This is a genomic window from Vulcanisaeta sp. JCM 16159, assembly GCF_001316265.1.
Taxonomy (GTDB): Archaea; Thermoproteota; Thermoprotei; order Thermoproteales; family Thermocladiaceae; genus Vulcanisaeta.
This window is the reverse complement of record NZ_BBDN01000002.1, coordinates 146,893-163,293: the sequence shown is the minus strand read 5'-3', so window position 1 is coordinate 163,293 and position 16,401 is coordinate 146,893. Positions and strand designations below refer to the sequence as shown.

General features: G+C 44.0%; 21 protein-coding genes, 1 tRNA gene, 2 pseudogenes and 1 CRISPR repeat array. Of the genes and pseudogenes, 17 read left to right on the top strand and 7 right to left on the bottom strand.

The annotated features are described in order from the left end of the window. The first annotated feature begins 186 nt into the window (after positions 1-186). Positions 187-1,005, top strand: coding sequence for a hypothetical protein (locus JCM16159_RS02365; protein ID WP_243665633.1), 819 nt, complete (start codon positions 187-189; stop codon positions 1,003-1,005). After that, positions 995-2,113 (top strand): hypothetical protein, encoded by a 1,119-nt coding sequence (locus JCM16159_RS02360; protein ID WP_054856829.1) that lies wholly within the window; start codon positions 995-997, stop codon positions 2,111-2,113. Before JCM16159_RS02365 ends, JCM16159_RS02360 begins: the two co-directional genes overlap by 11 nt. 660 nt (positions 2,114-2,773) lie before the next feature. Here JCM16159_RS02360 and JCM16159_RS02350 read toward each other — a convergent pair. Together JCM16159_RS02350 and JCM16159_RS02345 are read right to left on the bottom strand one after the other, a co-directional pair. Beyond that, positions 2,774-3,202: an ATP-binding protein gene (locus JCM16159_RS02350; RefSeq protein ID WP_054856827.1), complete on the bottom strand. Its 429-nt coding sequence runs from the start codon at positions 3,200-3,202 to the stop codon at positions 2,774-2,776. 185 nt (positions 3,203-3,387) lie between these two features. Next, the gene (locus JCM16159_RS02345; protein ID WP_054856826.1) at positions 3,388-3,729 is read right to left on the bottom strand and encodes a hypothetical protein; all 342 of its coding nucleotides are present in this window, start codon (positions 3,727-3,729) and stop codon (positions 3,388-3,390) included. Between the two features lie 9 nt (positions 3,730-3,738). Between JCM16159_RS02345 and JCM16159_RS13760 the strand changes: the two genes are divergently transcribed. The 3 genes from JCM16159_RS13760 to JCM16159_RS13750 all read left to right on the top strand — a co-directional run bounded on the left by JCM16159_RS13760 (position 3,739) and on the right by JCM16159_RS13750 (position 5,386). Beyond that, entirely contained in the window at positions 3,739-4,215 is a 477-nt protein-coding gene (locus JCM16159_RS13760) for a hypothetical protein (protein ID WP_243665632.1), read from the top strand. Positions 4,216-4,217: 2 nt separating this feature from the next. Next, positions 4,218-4,568 carry a CRISPR system precrRNA processing endoribonuclease RAMP protein Cas6 gene (gene cas6 / locus JCM16159_RS13755; RefSeq protein WP_243665631.1) on the top strand — a complete coding sequence of 117 codons (351 nt, stop codon included), beginning with the start codon at positions 4,218-4,220 and terminating at the stop codon, positions 4,566-4,568. A gap of 182 nt (positions 4,569-4,750) precedes the next feature. Continuing rightward, positions 4,751-5,137: direct repeats of the CRISPR family, unit length 25 nt; unit sequence GATAATCTCTAAAGAGAATAGAAAG. A gap of 105 nt (positions 5,138-5,242) precedes the next feature. Beyond that, positions 5,243-5,386, top strand: coding sequence for a hypothetical protein (locus tag JCM16159_RS13750; protein WP_243665630.1), 144 nt, complete (start codon positions 5,243-5,245; stop codon positions 5,384-5,386). A 13-nt stretch (positions 5,387-5,399) separates the two neighbouring features. Here the strand turns inward: JCM16159_RS13750 and JCM16159_RS02335 are convergent, their stop codons facing one another. Continuing rightward, a complete protein-coding gene (locus tag JCM16159_RS02335; RefSeq protein WP_243665629.1) occupies positions 5,400-5,882 on the bottom strand; it encodes a hypothetical protein in 483 nt (160 codons plus the stop codon). Between the two features lie 152 nt (positions 5,883-6,034). On the opposite strand from JCM16159_RS02335, the gene JCM16159_RS02330 reads away from it, so the two are divergent. The 5 genes and pseudogenes from JCM16159_RS02330 to JCM16159_RS02310 all read left to right on the top strand — a co-directional run bounded on the left by JCM16159_RS02330 (position 6,035) and on the right by JCM16159_RS02310 (position 9,410). After that, a complete protein-coding gene (locus JCM16159_RS02330) occupies positions 6,035-6,541 on the top strand; it encodes a hypothetical protein (RefSeq protein ID WP_243665628.1) in 507 nt (168 codons plus the stop codon). 67 nt (positions 6,542-6,608) lie between these two features. Beyond that, positions 6,609-7,025 (top strand): hypothetical protein, encoded by a 417-nt coding sequence (locus tag JCM16159_RS02325; RefSeq protein WP_243665627.1) that lies wholly within the window; start codon positions 6,609-6,611, stop codon positions 7,023-7,025. Positions 7,026-7,259: 234 nt separating this feature from the next. Beyond that, positions 7,260-7,972 (top strand): annotated as a pseudogene (locus tag JCM16159_RS18305) (ABC transporter ATP-binding protein). Continuing rightward, complete coding sequence (locus JCM16159_RS02315) at positions 7,969-8,484, top strand: hypothetical protein (RefSeq protein ID WP_054856823.1); 516 nt, start codon at positions 7,969-7,971, stop codon at positions 8,482-8,484. The pseudogene JCM16159_RS18305 and the gene JCM16159_RS02315 overlap by 4 nt, the downstream one beginning before the upstream one ends. A gap of 125 nt (positions 8,485-8,609) precedes the next feature. Further along, positions 8,610-9,410: a hypothetical protein gene (locus tag JCM16159_RS02310; RefSeq protein ID WP_243665625.1), complete on the top strand. Its 801-nt coding sequence runs from the start codon at positions 8,610-8,612 to the stop codon at positions 9,408-9,410. Here the strand turns inward: JCM16159_RS02310 and JCM16159_RS02305 are convergent, their stop codons facing one another. Next, positions 9,411-10,208 (bottom strand): SDR family NAD(P)-dependent oxidoreductase, encoded by a 798-nt coding sequence (locus tag JCM16159_RS02305; protein WP_054856902.1) that lies wholly within the window; start codon positions 10,206-10,208, stop codon positions 9,411-9,413. Between the two features lie 118 nt (positions 10,209-10,326). Between JCM16159_RS02305 and JCM16159_RS18300 the strand changes: the two genes are divergently transcribed. From JCM16159_RS18300 to JCM16159_RS02295, 3 genes are all read left to right on the top strand, one after another. After that, positions 10,327-10,449, top strand: coding sequence for a hypothetical protein (locus JCM16159_RS18300; RefSeq protein ID WP_367834214.1), 123 nt, complete (start codon positions 10,327-10,329; stop codon positions 10,447-10,449). Continuing rightward, on the top strand, positions 10,446-11,309 hold the full coding sequence (locus tag JCM16159_RS02300; RefSeq protein ID WP_243665624.1) for an aromatic ring-hydroxylating dioxygenase subunit alpha: 864 nt from the start codon (positions 10,446-10,448) through the stop codon (positions 11,307-11,309). The genes JCM16159_RS18300 and JCM16159_RS02300 overlap by 4 nt, the downstream gene beginning before the upstream one ends. A gap of 143 nt (positions 11,310-11,452) precedes the next feature. Further along, complete coding sequence (locus tag JCM16159_RS02295) at positions 11,453-11,707, top strand: retropepsin-like domain-containing protein (RefSeq protein WP_243665623.1); 255 nt, start codon at positions 11,453-11,455, stop codon at positions 11,705-11,707. Between the two features lie 127 nt (positions 11,708-11,834). On the opposite strand, the gene JCM16159_RS02290 is transcribed toward JCM16159_RS02295, so the two are convergent. Continuing rightward, a tRNA-Pro gene (locus JCM16159_RS02290) sits at positions 11,835-11,958 on the bottom strand. Between the two features lie 174 nt (positions 11,959-12,132). Here JCM16159_RS02290 and JCM16159_RS13735 point away from each other — a divergent pair. From JCM16159_RS13735 to JCM16159_RS18295, 3 genes are all read left to right on the top strand, one after another. Then, entirely contained in the window at positions 12,133-12,288 is a 156-nt protein-coding gene (locus JCM16159_RS13735) for a hypothetical protein (RefSeq protein ID WP_243665622.1), read from the top strand. 208 nt (positions 12,289-12,496) lie between these two features. Then, entirely contained in the window at positions 12,497-12,742 is a 246-nt protein-coding gene (locus tag JCM16159_RS02285) for a hypothetical protein (RefSeq protein WP_054856821.1), read from the top strand. 60 nt (positions 12,743-12,802) lie between these two features. Further along, positions 12,803-12,931, top strand: a complete 129-nt coding sequence (locus JCM16159_RS18295) for a hypothetical protein (protein WP_367834213.1) — start codon at positions 12,803-12,805, stop codon at positions 12,929-12,931. 148 nt (positions 12,932-13,079) lie between these two features. Here JCM16159_RS18295 and JCM16159_RS02280 read toward each other — a convergent pair whose 3' ends face one another. After that, positions 13,080-13,925 (bottom strand): dienelactone hydrolase family protein, encoded by an 846-nt coding sequence (locus JCM16159_RS02280; protein WP_243665621.1) that lies wholly within the window; start codon positions 13,923-13,925, stop codon positions 13,080-13,082. A gap of 85 nt (positions 13,926-14,010) precedes the next feature. Here JCM16159_RS02280 and JCM16159_RS02275 point away from each other — a divergent pair. After that, positions 14,011-15,940, top strand: a pseudogene (locus JCM16159_RS02275) (beta-CASP ribonuclease aCPSF1). Here JCM16159_RS02275 and JCM16159_RS13730 read toward each other — a convergent pair. Beyond that, entirely contained in the window at positions 15,927-16,400 is a 474-nt protein-coding gene (locus tag JCM16159_RS13730; protein ID WP_243665620.1) for a hypothetical protein, read from the bottom strand. The pseudogene JCM16159_RS02275 and the gene JCM16159_RS13730 overlap by 14 nt on opposite strands. Between the last annotated feature and the right edge of the window lies 1 nt (position 16,401).

The following is a 16,401-nucleotide window of genomic DNA, read 5'->3' as shown; positions in this document are numbered from 1 at the left end:
AGAGTTAATGAAAATAAAATAAATTACTTATTATGGAACCCACCACCATTAATAGCAATACTTAGTGAAGTTAATAATTTGCCAATATATCAACATTATATAGATTAAATACCGAGTTGATTAAACCAAGCCAACAAGCTACATCTAAGAAAAGGGGCAGAAAGGGCCGTAAGAGGTGATGACTTAATGGGCGCCTGCTATTCATACAATAAAGAAGGGAAGGTGGAGAGGTATGAAGATCATATAAAGGCGGCCGTGGCAGTCTGGAGAATTATTAAGCCTTATTACGGGAAGGTATTGGATAGAGTATTAGGGAAGCTAAAGTTTGACCCAATAGCCGTATCTTTGGCTGTTCATGACCTTGGGAAACTCACAAATGCGTATGAGAAAAGTCCCAGAGACTTTAGGCATGAAATATTTAGCGGCTACGCCATGTATAAAATTCTCGAGAAGACACCTGAGGATGTAAGGATGGCTCTTTCATTGGCCGTAACCCTTCATCATGAAAATATCCTAATAGGAGTATACGTGGGCAAACTAGGTGAGAGGTACCTAACGATAAGTAACATCAAAAGAATTCTTAATATATTTAAGGATGAACTCAAGCCTAATTGTGACGTTAAACAAACATTTAATGAGTTATTAAAGAACTTCCTAGTAAGAGAGGGGTTTGTAAATGATGAACTTACTAATTACGTTATGGGGTTTATAGACCATTGGATGAATGATGGTGTTAAAATCGACGACATTATATACTCTATTAAAGATGTGATTGCATGGGCAAGCGTAGGGCCTTTAGAGGATCTGCTCATACGTAGAGCCAAGGTTGCTTCAGTGATTCATTTAATAACGTTAACTGATTCCATAGCTGCTAATGTGCTTAGGGGTGGAGGTATGGAGGATGAGGGTAATTGGATAGTTGAAAGAGTATCTAGTGGCGCTGAACCAGTAAGTATTGATGAGGTTAAGAATGCAATAAATAAGGTGGTGGGTAATGCCCCTTGAACTTTACACACCAGGGCATAACTTGGTCACGGATTCGTTAATTATGCATGGCATTGTTAGGTACTTGATTTGGGCAGGGGCTAGGCATGGATCAGTGGAGAGGATTGGTGAGAGATTCAAAATAATCATTAATGATGACATAAATGAGGATAAGGCAATAAGCGAACTCGTTAGGTTACAGAGACAGTGCATCAGCACCGTTAATCTAGGTGAGCCTGTTGGTCTATTTCTCAGGAAGGTTTGGGCATCAAATGTTAATGAACAAAAACAAATATTTTCTGCATGGGTTAACTCATTAAGTCAATCAATAACTACCTTCAAATCAATAAAAATAAATATTTATAAAGATGTAAACCATATAGTAAAGAATAATGAGGGTAGAAAACCATCTAAAGCGAAATCACGTAGAAAATCATCTAGAGTAGATTCAGTAGATTTACCGGTATATCTACCGTTAGGCCCTATTTACGGTAAATACCTAAGTAAGGATTATGTAGCTAAGGAAAATATACAGTACAGAGTATGCCCCGCATGCTTCCTGATGGCTAACATGGGTCTCGTCTATGGTACATTCATATTGAGAGTCAACAAAGTTAACAAAGTCAGTTCAATAATGGTTACCTTAATTCCGTCAAGCAAGGCTGATTTAATTGATATTATGTTAATTCAAAGAGCATTTGAATATAATTATAGGGAATTTAACATAGATATTCCGATTCTTGCAGCGCCATTAATAGCATTATCCTTTGGAGAAACCCTCTACGCATTTGAAAATATGGACGCATTAATATGGATCTATGAAAGAAGCGGAATCTTCATGAGAATACCAAATTATATCCAAGTTAATATAGAGGAATTATTAAAGGCAATTTCAGGTATTAAGTATTATATACCACAGTGGCCAAAAATTCTAAATGATTGCTTACTTGAGAATGAAGACGGGTCAATCATTCTCGCCGAGTTAAGTGAAATCATAATTAATAACATGGTAAAGGATAATATATACAGTATTACTAGAGAAATTACAAAGTTCTTAAAGGATAAGAAGACATGTGTAATGTATTTAAATGTCATAAAAAGCTTAGTCAATGCTCTGGCAGAATTATGATTTAATTAATACTATAGTCTAATTGTCATTATTATGCATACCTGATCGCTTTTTGAAATAAATCTATAACATTATTAATGACATTATTATTGCATAAATTTCTTAAAATTAATTCCCCGCAAAATCTTGCATCTAATATTATTACTTTTTAAGCATTTTATTATTTTTCGAATGGCAGTAGCATATGTATCAAAGATTATAAAGACTTTAGCTTTATCATTACTAGTACAGTGTTTCTTCCACAGTTCATAGCATTGCACATTAAGTCCATTGGTGAATTCAAACGTTACTATATCATTATTATACTTCATAACACAATCGACGGCATGATCATGTTCAGGATAACATAGTTTACTATTTAATAATTCGGATGCTAATGATATATCATAGAAAAAGTATTATTATCATTAATTGCCTTATAAACATCATCAATGATTCTTTTAAAATGATAGTATTCATTCTTATCATACAGATATAAGCATGGTATCCTTAAGTAAAGTGTTTTATATTTTTCTTCCCCAGCCCTTACACCAATACGCGTTAGACATGAGATACATCCATAATTCATATCATTAATCGTCATGCCGTTTCTTCGTATAAACTATAAACATCATAAGTTTCAACATCACTGGTTAAAGGTGATTGTATACTGCAACCCTGTCAAGGCTTAGGTACTATTATCGTCATTTTACTCCAATCTATATTTACATTAGCATTATAATCCTTAACCTTTATATGCCTGAGTGTGTCCAGGAATATTAAATCATGTGTTGATAACATCACTATTATGCCATTATTAACCATGGCCCAGAGTATGAGCGCTAACTTGTCTTGACCCATTGCTGGGTGTAAGTATGAGTCAATATTGTCAATCAATACTAAGGAGTTCTCACGTATGTATTCATTTAACATAAGTGCCTCTAGCATTAATAGTGTGTTTACGTAGCTCGAGGAGTACGTAATATCTATCTCTGCACCAGCTATTTTCTCGATAATCGTTAATCTTGATCTATCTACTCCTAATTGATCCACTACTTCACTGAAGAATGGCAGCTGCTTAAGTATTTTTTTCATTACGTTGTATACCATGTAAAATTAAGTCGTTTAAGTATCTTCCTAATTCTATATAAGGCTCCGACCTAATCGGTATAAGCCTATACTTTATTACGGCCTCTACATCAGTCGGTATTAGAATTACGTTGCTAAATGGGTTAAGCCCCCGTTCAACGCTACACCCAAGCTCCTCAATAGCCGAGCATTCGAGGAATATTCCTCTATCCTTCCACGTGTCTTTCCACTCCTTCCAAGTATCTATTTTTTTCTTCATTCAACTCCTCCTTAAACTTATTTAATTCATCCTCATCTGCATTAATTATGGCTAGCTTAATCCAACCGTCCCTTAACCTGCCAGATAGGTAATTGCTGGCCATTGCTATTAAGTCGTTTGTTGCCGGTAATCCGTTTAATGATGCATAAACCGTGTTAAATACTAACCTTAACAATGTAGATTTACCGCTTCTGGGCGGCCCCATGATTACAGTGAGTGGCTTTAATTCGAAGTCGCAGTTTAGGAATGTTCCTTCTCTGCCTGAAATGTTTATTACCAGGTATAGCATAGTTGTGTAGTGATTGGTTTGCTTATTAAGGTTGCTTTTACCGTTGATTGGGAGGTTACGTTTAATACGTGGTGTGGTCGTTTTGCTAATCGCTTGGTTAGTGAGGTATTAGGCGGTGCGGGTTTCAATGTGCCCCACACCGCTAGGGAGAAGCCGTTCACGGTATCTCCAATATTTGATTTTAGGGGTAGGGTGGTCAATAGGCTTATACCTGGTGAGCCCTATAATGTCAGGGTTTCCCTAATATGTTCTGAAATTGATTGTTCAACTATACCTAGCTTATTTGCTAAGGATGAGCTTAAGTTAGGTAATGGCGAGGTTATTAAGGTAATTGGCGTTGAGGTTAATGAGGTTAAGCCGGAAGTGCGTGATGATTATAGGGCTGTTTTTCGTTGGCGTGTTAGGTTTTGGCCTACTTCGTTCATTTTTAGGAGTAGTTACATTACTTGGCCTAGCCTGCCAGGTTTTTCTCGTCGGCTGGCTTGACCTTGGCTAGGGTTTTGAGGGGTAGTGATTTGTTGATTAGTAGGGGTGGTGAGGCCTTGTTGGGTGCTGTTGGTGATGTTGATTTTAAGGGCTTTGTTAAGGACCTTGTCTTTAATACGGAGGTTCTTAGCATGAGGTTTAGGAGGGTGGTTCTTAACCTCGGTAGGGGTAGGAGGGCGCCTGCCTTTGAGGGCTTTGCTGAGTACGTCACGTACACGGACAGGCCCGGCTTGTTTAGGCTCCTTCTTGATGTTGCTAATGCCTATGGTGTTGGTAAGAGTAGGGCTTTGGGGCTTGGCTATGTTATTGCCGATGTTGTGGAGGAGAGTAGGTTGTCGATAAATCGGCAGTGATTGTCGTGGGAACACCCACGGTGTTGGGTAATTGAATGTTGAGGAGAGAACAATTATTGGGCATTGAATTCATACCGCTGGAACAGGCACGTACCGTGAACGGTCATGGGGATAATTGTTCCAATGATTAATGAGTATTTATGGAGAAGGGCTTATAAGTAAGTTTATATAGTAACGCCTTGGATAATCTCTAAAGAGAATAGAAAGGGTATTAGCCAGATATGCCAGGCAATACAGCAATTAGAGCAGTCAGTAAGATAATCTCTAAAGAGAATAGAAAGATTATTGTCCTTCTGCTAATTACAAATGAGTACACATGGCCAATGCATGATAATCTCTAAAGAGAATAGAAAGCAATTACACGTTGATTGGCTGGTCAATTCAAGCAGTACACGTGATAATCTCTAAAGAGAATAGAAAGCTTAAACTTTCATCATCTGGCACATCTATCATTACCAGGGGCTCTTTGATAATCTCTAAAGAGAATAGAAAGTTGTTAATCGTCTACGGCCTGCTCTACCTCAATAATTACTGGCGCGAGGACGATAATCTCTAAAGAGAATAGAAAGAATGTTAAGTTAAGGCTCGAGTTTGATAGAGCCTTTATTAATGAGTATTTAAGTCATCTACAGAATATTCTTAATCGTGATTCTCGAATTGAGGTCTCTGACGCTATGATATTATCTATGGCGCTGGTAGATGCAGGTGCTGACGGGTTTATAACCGTTGAGGGAAAGATTGTGAATTCTGAAGGAATAAGGCAGTACCTGGTTGAGTTAAGGAGGTATGGCCGTAAATTTAGGATTGAGAGTATTTAGATCGTGCTGGAGCTTAGTTCTTAAGTAGGCCCAGTGTTTTTAGTAATTTGAGTGCTTCATTTATGTAGTCCCCATCTTCTATCCAGGGTTTTAGCCAGGCTGCGTGCTCTATTGCGTCTTTTATTGTGTACTTTGGTTTGTTGTAGTCGTAGATGTCGTATATTGTTGTTGCTGTTTCGAGTACCTTAAGTCCGTGCTCGATATTGTTGTAATTGCCTATGTATTCCATGATTAATTGTACGATGCTCTCCTCATCCTCTCTGGGTTTATATTGGCTTGCTAATCTTTTAATTACTTCGTCTCCCTCCCTGGCTAGTTCCATGTATATGTCTGCCAATTCTGATGAGTATGGTCCGTGTATGTGTAGGTTGAATTCCATGTCCAGTAGTTCCTTGGTTTTCATTATGTAGGCAACTTTCTGTATTAATAATCTTGCACTGAAGTCGCTTAGTATATCGCCTGCCGTAAGCCTAAGTCTCCATATAATCCATGCCACACGTCTTCTGAGGAGTAATGTATTCATACTATTTTTATTAGTTAAAATAGATATCATCTCGTAAATTTAGCCCTTTTCGCTTAAAGTTCTGTATGTTCTTGCTTATTCGTTTTAGTTAGTTGAGTGAATTTAATTTTTATACTTGGTTGTGTTTGGTTTTTTTGATGGGTAGGTCTAGGTTTGTTGTTGCCCTTGGTGATTTCATTATTGATGCTCCGATTGGTAGGAGGCAGGCTGGGGCTTTGTTGAGTTTGTTGAGGGTTTTGTATGTTGATTACTTGGGTGCTTACCGTAATTATCGTGGTGTTGTTCTTAACGTTGGTAGGTTTGTTCGTAGGTTGGCCCTTGGGATTGTTAGGGAGTTTGGTATTGAGTGTGGGGAGGGTTCACTTCTTCATGATCCTTGCCTTATTATTTATGATGTTGGCCTTGACATACCGCCCATGGTCTTTAGGGTAGGCAGTGATGCTTCCTTTGAGGATATACTGCGTGAGGTTCTTAGGAGGGGTTTTATTGATGTTGTTGGTGATTTGCACGTGGAGGTCACATATGTGTATAGGGATGGTGGTAGGTTGAGGGTTGGTGATGATTACTTAAAGGTCGTTGTCAATGGTCCTAACGACATATACATTGAGTATAGGGACTTTGACGATGAATGAGCTGTGCACGTAAATACTCCTTGTGCGCCTGCCCTGGGTTTATGGTGTATTTTATGTGTAATTGAGCGTGAAAAGGCAACATTTATATAACCGGACTATAGCCAGTATCAATGAGTATCAGTACTGGATTGAGGCTGGCGGTGAATTCCCTGGTAAGGAACCGTTCTACTTCAAGTCCTTTGATAGGGTCATTAGCGTGGCTCACAACGTCAATGAGTTGAGGAGTGAGTTTGGGAGACTTCTTAATGTTGATCCAAAGGCCCTTGAGTATCATCTTAGGGAGGGCCATATTGTTCAGTGGCTTGAGTACATCGGTGAGGTTGAATTGGCTAGGAGACTTATTGGTATTAGTGATCCAGGTAGAGCCTATGAAATAATAAATAACTACCTCACAGGTAGTAGGGATACCACGACTGAGGAGGAGCCCTCCACAAGACAGGGCAGAAAACCCAGTAGAAGGTCTAGGAATTCGAGGAAGACCTAATCATAATCAACCACTACCCTTAAAATAACTAGGGCCTTGATAAGGTACTTGGCATTCCCACGCCTTGTTTAGGCGCTCCTGGATTCCCATGGCTATTAATGCCAATTCCACTCTTGCTGTTTCCCTTGATAGTTACGATTTACATATGCGTTATTTGCCGTGAATTATGTTTAAAACGTTACCGGTGTCTCACGTGCGTAAAGTTTATTAGTGTTGCCGTGGCGATGAAAATACATGTGCATTACCGTAAATGGGCTTGTTAAGAGGTTTGGCAGCATCGCTGCTTTGAATGGTGTTAGTTTTGAGGTGAAGTGCGGTGAATCCGTAGCCCTGCTTGGCCCTAACGGTGCTGGTAAGTCAACAACCCTCAGGATACTGGCTGGGTTGCTTAGGCCCGGACTCGGGAAGTGCCTATGTCTGTGGTTTTGATGTTCAGAGGCAGCCTAGGGAGGCTAAGGCGTGTCTTGGTTACTTGCCCGAGGATGCAGTGCCCTTCCTAAACCTCACGGTTAGGGAGAACCTGGAATACATGGCTGTGCTTAGGGGGTTGAGTGACTCCGTGGTTGACGAAACCATTAAAACTGCTTGGCCTTGAGGACTTGGCCGATAAGTTAGCTGGATCTCTATCCAGGGGTAATAGGCAGAGACTTGCGATTGCCCTCACAATCATGCATAGGCCCAGGGTGTTACTACTTGATGAACCGCTTAATTACCTGGACATACCGACCCAGGAGGCTGTGATTAAGCTATTCAGGGAATTAAATGCTTCTGGTTCCACATTGCTTGTGTCGACACATATAATGTCAATTGCCGAGAGACTGACGAGTAGGGTCATCGTGATTAATAAGGGCGTCATTGTTTGGCAGGGCACAATGAGCGAGCTTAAGGAAATCGCGGCAAGCGCCGGTGAGCGTATTGAGGAGGTTGTGGCGAGGTTGATGAGATGAGGGTGTTGAAAATAGCGTATTTTGAGATTAAGCAGATGTATAGGAGATGGTACTCTATCTTACCCTCATTGTTTATTGCCATTATCGGTTCATTCTCGATCGTCATTACTGGTAATCCTAAGATAATACTGGACTACTTAAGCTTCTTAATCATAGTAATGATCCTAACTTCCTATGTGCCATTAAGGTACTACTCAATTACGAAATCGGTGATTGACTTCGTCTTCACAACGCAGATAGACCCCGTGGAGTACTACATAGCTAATGCCATTGCCGCCGGCCTATTGTATCCTATCTTCCTCATCGCATTCACGGTATTTACGGTAAGGCTTAACCCTACCATCATTTACTGCTTGCTGAATGCATTGATACTTTCTGGGTTCTTTGTGTTATTTACGAGTAATGTTCGAATGGGCTCATGGAGAAGTAAGTTGTTGTTGTCAGCCCCAATACTCACAGTCATATGCCTAGGCTTCCTCAAACCTGAGATATCGCCATTGTACGGCTCATAGAGCCCAAGCCCATTTACATAGCTTACTCCCTGGCTCTCTTAGTCCTTGCCATACTCACTATACCGAAGAATAACATTAGGGGATTGGCCGTAAATGCCTACGAAATATTGAGCGTGCGAACGCCAATGCCGCGCTCAATGGGCGGTGCCGGTGTTGCTGGCTCTATTGAGTTTCCGAGGACTGTCTGGGGCGTTATTTGGGCAACGTCGACGCATAATAGAAATTTACGTAGTGGCGCTAGATACAACGTCTTTAGAGGATTGGCGATAGCATCAACTTCATTAGCCATTGTTTACACGGTGTTGGCCCTACTTATTCGAGGCACTATCTCCCAGGTTTTTCTTTCAGCCTTCTCCTTCTACATGGTATATTTCTATCTCTACATATTTGCGTCGTCGACGATTAGTAATGAAAGGCTTTGGTTGAACCTATCCATAGAGCCAACCCGTTACTTCAGGTATAGGATGTTGGCACGAACATTGATAATGACAGTAGCCCTACTGCCCTGGATCGCCGCCTATTCAATACAGGGCATCTACTTTAGGCCGGCTATATACCTAGCGATAGCGTTAATACCCATAATAATGTCAGCACCCTCACTCAGTTGGTTAGCAGCAGCGTACGTAGGCGTACCGCAGAGGAGGGAACTCCAGCTGGTGCAGAGGCCAGTAACGCACTCACTAAGAATCTACCTAATATTTTTGGTGCTATTTATTACGTTGGCAATATACATGACGCCCTACTCCTTAGCCTTGGTGACTATTTACTACCCAAGATTATCCATATTAGGTTTAATAGGTGATGCATTTACGGCATTAATACTCGCGGCATCAACAGTCTTCTTCTACTACGCAGTGGTTTCTGAGAGGGGTCGAGGAATGTGGGCTTGGCTTGTAAATAGATTGTCGGAGTTTGGTTATGTTTAGTTACGCAGAGAGGAAGCCGCCGTCTACCGGTATTGCCGCTCCATGTACATAACTTGCCATGTCTGAGGCAAGGAATAGCGCTACCCTGGCAACCTCGTCTGGGTCACCAAGCCTCTTTAGTGGTATTCTCATGAAGTACTCAATACCGGTCCTTATTACGTCAATCCTCAACTTCAGTATGGCCTCCTGCCTCAGTCTCTGGACCCCTGGTGTGTTTATTCCACCGGCGATTATTACATTTATCCTGAAGCCCATTGGCCCGTATTCCTTGGCGAGGGCCCTGGTTAGGGCTATGATACCCATCTTACTCATGTCGTAGTGCACCAGGTTCCTTGCGAAGGGTAGTATTGACTCTATGGACCCAATGTTTATTATTACGCCGCCCCTATTACCCCTGCCCCTAATCATGTGCTGGCACATGTAGAAGACCGACTTTAGGTTCACGGCAAGCGTCCTCTCCAGGGTCTCCTCATCAACCTCCAGGAAATCCATGAACTCGTAAATACCCGCGTTATTAACAAGTATGTCGGGCTCCTTACCCTTAATGGAGTCCCACAGGGCATCTATCTCCCTCTTCCTGGATAGGTCGACGCGGTAAGCACTAACGTCAACGCTGAATCTACTCCTAACTTCATTAGTCGTCTCATTAAGCCCAGCCTCATTGATGTCAACGAGGTATAGGGACGCCCCTGCCTCGGCAAACCTGAGGGCCATTGCCCTGCCTATCCCAGAGGCGGCGCCGGTGATAAGGGCCCTCCTTCCCCTGAGGGATATTAACTCGTTAATTGGTCTACTCATAACACTGGCGCCACTACCACGCTCCCTATTAAGCCTTAGTCTGGATAAGGCAATACTACTTATACGCACGTATATCTCGCACCACATCATTAAACTTATTAACTGAATCCCAAAATAGATGTTTGCATACATTATGTGGATTGCAGTACTTTCATCAAGTGAGGTGAAAAGGGATGAGGCCCTTGGCGTTAAGAGACTGAACATGAACCTGGTATTCTGGCGGGACAAGTCGGAAGAGTGAATACATTGCTCGATGACTGCCCACACAGGCATGCCAAACTCTCGCTGGGTAAGGTAGTTAATGGCAATATTCGATGCCCGTACCACGGCTTCGAATTCGACGGCTTGGGAAAGGCTGTTAAGGTACCTGCCCTAGGCAGGGCATCTGAAGCACCGAAGTACCTAAGGGCTATTTCCATCCCGGTATACGAGGCCCACGACATTGTCTGGCTCTGGTACGGCAGTGGCGATCCGAGTAAACCACCGAGGTTCTTCGATGACCTGGATGGGTTAAGCGCGTACTCAGAGTACAGTGAGGTGTGGGGTGTGTCCCTGCCGAGGGCCGTTGAGAATCAATTGGATGTGTTCCACCTGCCCTTTGTTCATTATAACACCATTGGTAGGGGTGGTAAGACCCTGGTTCATGGTCCACTGGTCAAGGTTCTCGACGACTACTCCTTCATCATATACCCATTTAATGAAGTAGACAGAGGTCAAAGGCCACTGAGAAGCAATGAAATAGACGCTGGTAGGTTGAGGAATTACCTCTGGTTCATTTACCCAAACGTTTGGGAGAACTACATATCCAGGAACATGAGGATTATAGCCTTCTTCGCACCCATTGACTCGGGTAGCACAAGGATTTACATAAGGCTTTACATGAGGGTGACCGGCATTAAGGCAATAGATAGGGCAATAACCAAGCTACTAATGCCCTTCAACACCTACGTACTCCATCAAGACCGCAGGGTAGTACTCACGCAACCCAATGATATTACCCACGACAAGTTAATCCACGCAGACTACCCAATAGCACTATACAGGAGGATGTACCTAAGGGACAAGGAACTAAACAAACTACTGAGTAATACATCGCAATAACTTAAGGCCTTGTCATGAACCAAGTAATGAAATACTCTTATAAACTTCCGGGGGCGGAAGTAACTTCTGGGAGTAGAAGTGCTCTTTGGCTTGAGACCCAAGGATAGCAAGTCCTATTAACTTCCCTAGCAACATAATCATTAATGGGCGACATAACGGCCAGGGTCAGGCTCTGCAACCCAAGGGACTCGAGCAGGTGCCTAGAGCTTGATTTACTCGTCGACACGGGCAGCACATACACATGGATTAAGGCCTCGAGACTCAGGGAGTTGGGAATAGAGCCGATGAGAAGGTGGAGGTTCAGGACGATCGAGGGCAGGATAATCGAGAGGGACCTTGGCGAGGCAATCATCGAGTGCATGGGCAAGAGGGCAACAACAATCGTAGTCTTCGCCTAGGAAAACGACGCAGAGGTACTAGGCGCATACTCACTAGAAGGCCTAAGACTAGAGGTAGACCCAACAACAAAACAACTAAAGAAAACCGAGGCACTACTCGCCATATAACCAAAGAACAAGGACTCCGTGGTGGGGCCGCCGGGATTTGAACCCGGGATCACTCGGGCATACCCCGCCACCACCGGTTCTAAACAATGTCCCGGTGGTGGACATCCAAGCCGAGCATCCTAGCCAGGCTAGACTACGGCCCCGCTCTTCATAAACTTAATGTAGTTTTTTTAAGCTTTTACTGATGGTTCGCCTTATGGATAAGTAATGCTTTATTCCTTAAGCAATAACATATTTTCTTAATGCTTAATGCTTACTAATATCAGGGGTATTCACGCATATCGCCAAGGCTGTTTGACAATAATGTATTAAGAGCCATGCAATATGGGTTGTTGACGGATGGTAATGTTGATAGGGATGGATATCCTGAAATAGGCACGACTCACCTTTGGCAGGGTATTATTTGGCCATTGGTATTTCTAGGCAAGAATAATATGTACGTGAAGAGCATTAATATAAATAAAAGGATATAACCATTACATGGTTTTTAACATCCATTGATTGTAAATTTAAAGGTGGAAGTGCGGTTGATGTTGAGCGTGGTTTTGTTGTTTGCTGTGTTTGGTGATGGTGATATTCAGGATGAGTATGATGTGAGGGGGATTAGGTTGTTCATGGGTGGTAAGTATGGGCCGTGAGTGCCGATATTGAGAGGTTGGGTTTTAGGGGTGGTGGGTATGGGTGGAGTGGGGTGTTAGGGTTAGGTCTTCGAGGGCCGCTAAGCTGGCTGGGGAGTGGTTGGGTGATCCTGTGTTTGGGGTTGTCATTGGGGATTTGGCTCGATTGAGTGATGCGGTTAAGCTTAGGCTGTTGATTGATTTGGCCGGCATGGGCTATAGGCCGAAGGGTAGGTCTTCCGTGTTTATTGATGGTGTGAAGATGATGGTGAGGGCTTGCGATGGTTATGTGAAGTTGGTCGCTGATTAAGTGCCGTACGTGTATGGCAGGGTGAAGTGATGAGACATGACTGGGTTAGGGCAGTAGTACGTGAGACTTTCCGAGATATTAAAGGAGGCTATGGGTAGTGGTAATGATGGGAGATCGCAAAGTATTGATGACGCCATGGCTAGGCTTGGCTGTCAAACCGCTGCACAGGACCTAGTGGGAATTCGGTAAGTGAGTGGGGGTTACAATTAATTATCATCGCCTTTATTCTCGGTCCGGCCCTCCCTTTCCCTTCGCTCCAGTATTTCCACCCATGTTAAGAAGCAGTCAGTGATGGTGTTCCCAGTCCACCTTTGTTCCTTTTCATCACCCATGCCCATCAACCCAGGTACTTCCTGAAGAAGTTAACCGTCCTCTCCCAGGCGTCCTTCGCGGCTGTCTCATTATATACAGGCCCACCCTCGGTGGCGAAGGCATGATACGTGCCTGGGTAGAAGGCCATCTCAAACCTCGGTTTGTAGGTTAGTACAGCCCTTATTAGGTCTGGTATTCCCTGGTTTATGGCTGGGTCCTCGCTGGCGTAAATAGCCAGTATTGCCCCCTTGATCTTGGCTATGTCGTTTATATTCTTCGGGTTCCTACCGTAGTAAATCACCGACGCGTCAAAGGGCACCCTAGTGGATGCCTCAAAGGCCAGGCCGCCGCCCATGCAAAAGCCTATTATGCCCACCCTCTCTGCACTGTACGTACTCTTTACGTAGTTGTACGTGTCCACTATGTCTCTGACCATCCTCTCCTCAGTGGCCTCCCTATTAATGACCAGCTCCTGCACTATCTCCCTCTCCGTCGGCGATAATGAGCTCATTAACTCACTGATCGCCTTTGGATCAGCCCTCCTCTCCTGCGGTAGAGACCAAAACCTCCTCATTACGCCTGCTATGTTCTGCTCAGTAAATACGTCAGCCCTCCTAGAGTATAGGTTTGGCGCAATGGCTAGGTAACCAAGGCCTGCCAACCTCCTGGTTACATTCCTTATGAATTCCGTGATGCCAAATATTTCGTGTATCACAATCACGGCTGACCTATACGTCGTGTCCGGCGTTACCTGGAAGGCTGTTAATTCGCTACCGTCGCTTGCCCTATACCTTGTGTATTCCTCCCTCGGCATGTCCTTAGGCTTTGCCTGCTGTCTTATTAGGTTTTCGTTATCGGATTTCCGAAACACATTGCTTGTTATTTCCCATGCTTCTTTAGAGATAATTTTTTTAAGTGCCTGCGGTACTCGTTCCCCAGTTCTTGAGGTTTTGAGTATGGCATCCTTAAAGGAGGAGATGGAGAAGAAGATTATGGAGATTCTACCGCCCGAAGCCAAGTTTTCTAAGGTGGATTTTGAGGGGCCCAACGTAATTATTTACGTGATGAACCCAAGGTACGTGATGGAACACAGCGAGTACATAAAGACCCTGGCTAAGGAGTTGAAGAAGTACATAATCATTAGGGGTGATCCGAAGGTTAGGATTAGGGAGGTTGATAAGTTGAAGAGGACCATCACCGACATGGTAACTAAGAGCGTGGGCTCGAACATAATCGATGATATTGTGGTTGATGAACCGACCGGTGAGGTCTACGTCTACCTGAAGAAGCCCGTTAGGGAGAGGAGTAAGTTGGAGAAGGAGATACTGGCTGAGACTGGTTGGAAGCCCTGGATAATACCCACGGCCCTAGAAATGGGCGCTGGGCTACCCAGGTCGGACATAGATGCCGTTAAGCAAATACAATTGGCCACGGCAAAGGATAGGCTCGAGTTCCTTAGGAGGCTCGGCATGAGGATTCATAGGGAGCCCATTTACAGGGATGCCAGGATAACCGTTACCGGCCTAGGCGCTCAGATGGAGGTTGGTAGGAGCGCCATACTCGTCAGGACGAAGGAAAGCTCAATACTCCTGGACTGCGGCGTTAAGCCATCAAGCTCGGGAGATGAGGCGCCATTACTTGATGAGCTCGACCTGGACACGCTAGACGCCGTTGTCATAACCCACGCACACATGGACCACATCGGCTATGTACCATACCTATTCAAGTATGGCTATAAGGGCCCGGTCTACATGACGGAACCCACTAAGTACCTAATGGAGGTGCTACTCACTGACTATATCGAGCAGGCGGAGTCAGAGGGTAGGGTTCCACCGTATAGTAGGCAGGACCTCGCCCAAGCCTCTATCACACGATAACCCTTAACTACGCTGATCATCCGACGGACATATCTCCAGACACGAAGTTAATGCTCTTTGACGCGGGTCATGAGGTTGGCTCAGCGTGGTGCACCTACACATTGGTAATGGCCTTTACAACATCATCTACACGGGCGACATGAAATACGGACCAACGAGACTCCTGAACCCAGCCCATAACAAGTTCAAGAGGGCTGAGTTGCTGATTATGGAGAGTACCTACGGTGGTAAGGATGATGTTCAACCGCCAAGGCAGGAAAGTGAGCAGAGGCTTGTTGAGTTGGTTAAGCACACCGTTGAGCATGAGGGTAAGGTTTTGATACCTGTGTTCAGTACGGGTAGGGCCCAGGAAATACTCCTGGTGCTTAATGAAGCCATTAACAATAAGCAGTTGCCAAAGATCCCGATCTATGTCGATGGGATGGTGCTGGAGACACTAAACGTACACCTAATGTTCCCCGATTACTTGAATAGGACCCTCAGGGAGATGATATACGACGGCATAAACCCATTCCTGAGTGAGTACGTTAAGCCAATCGAGAGGGCCAGGGACCCTGAGAAGCGTAAGGAGCAGGTCATGGAGATACTCCAGGGACCACCAGCAGTCATACTGGCCCCGCACGGCATGCTCAATGGAGGGCCGATAATGGACTACTTCGTGCACGCTGCCGAGGATGAGAAGAACATGTTATTGTTTGTCTCGTATCAGGCGGAGAACACGATTGGCAGGAGGATCCAACAGGGCGAGAGGAAATTAACCGTTAGGTACTACTCAGACAGAGTGACGCTTGATATTAAGATGAAGGTTGAGTCAATACCAGGCTTCTCGGGGCATAGTGATAGGAGGCAATTGATTAATTACGCTAGGAACATGGAGCCGAAGCCTCATAAGATAATGCTTGTCCACGGCGAGCCAAGCAAGATAATGAACCTAGCCCTAACCCTGGAGCTCCAGCTGAAGATACCAACAATATTCATGAATAATGGGGAAACCATTAGGCTCGTTTAGACCCTCTTCTTCCATAAACTATGGACATAACCATTGCCAATAAAATGATGATGATCATAGTAAGTATTAGTATTATAACCACGGGTTTTTGTGACGGGATATAATTAACTGCCGTAATTACATACATAGCGGCCGACCAGGTTAATGGAGACGTCGTCTGTAATGGATATCCAAGCCTTGGGTCAATGGCCTCGGGCAATAGGCCATGCTGCGAATGCTCAACACACCATGCTAATATATTGTGCACGCCCGTGTAGTTTCCAATGTCCTCGTAGTACATTGCCAGGAATAACGTGGTTATTAACCAGGGTGGGTCTGGCGCCGTGCTGTCGTAAAGGCTTGAATCGTAGTGGTAATCATCGCCGGGGAACCTCGCTAACCCTCCATTAACCGTTAATACATGTGTTATGGTTTCGACAGTGCTTAATGCCTCAGCGCTACGTGGGTTCACCAGCCCCATG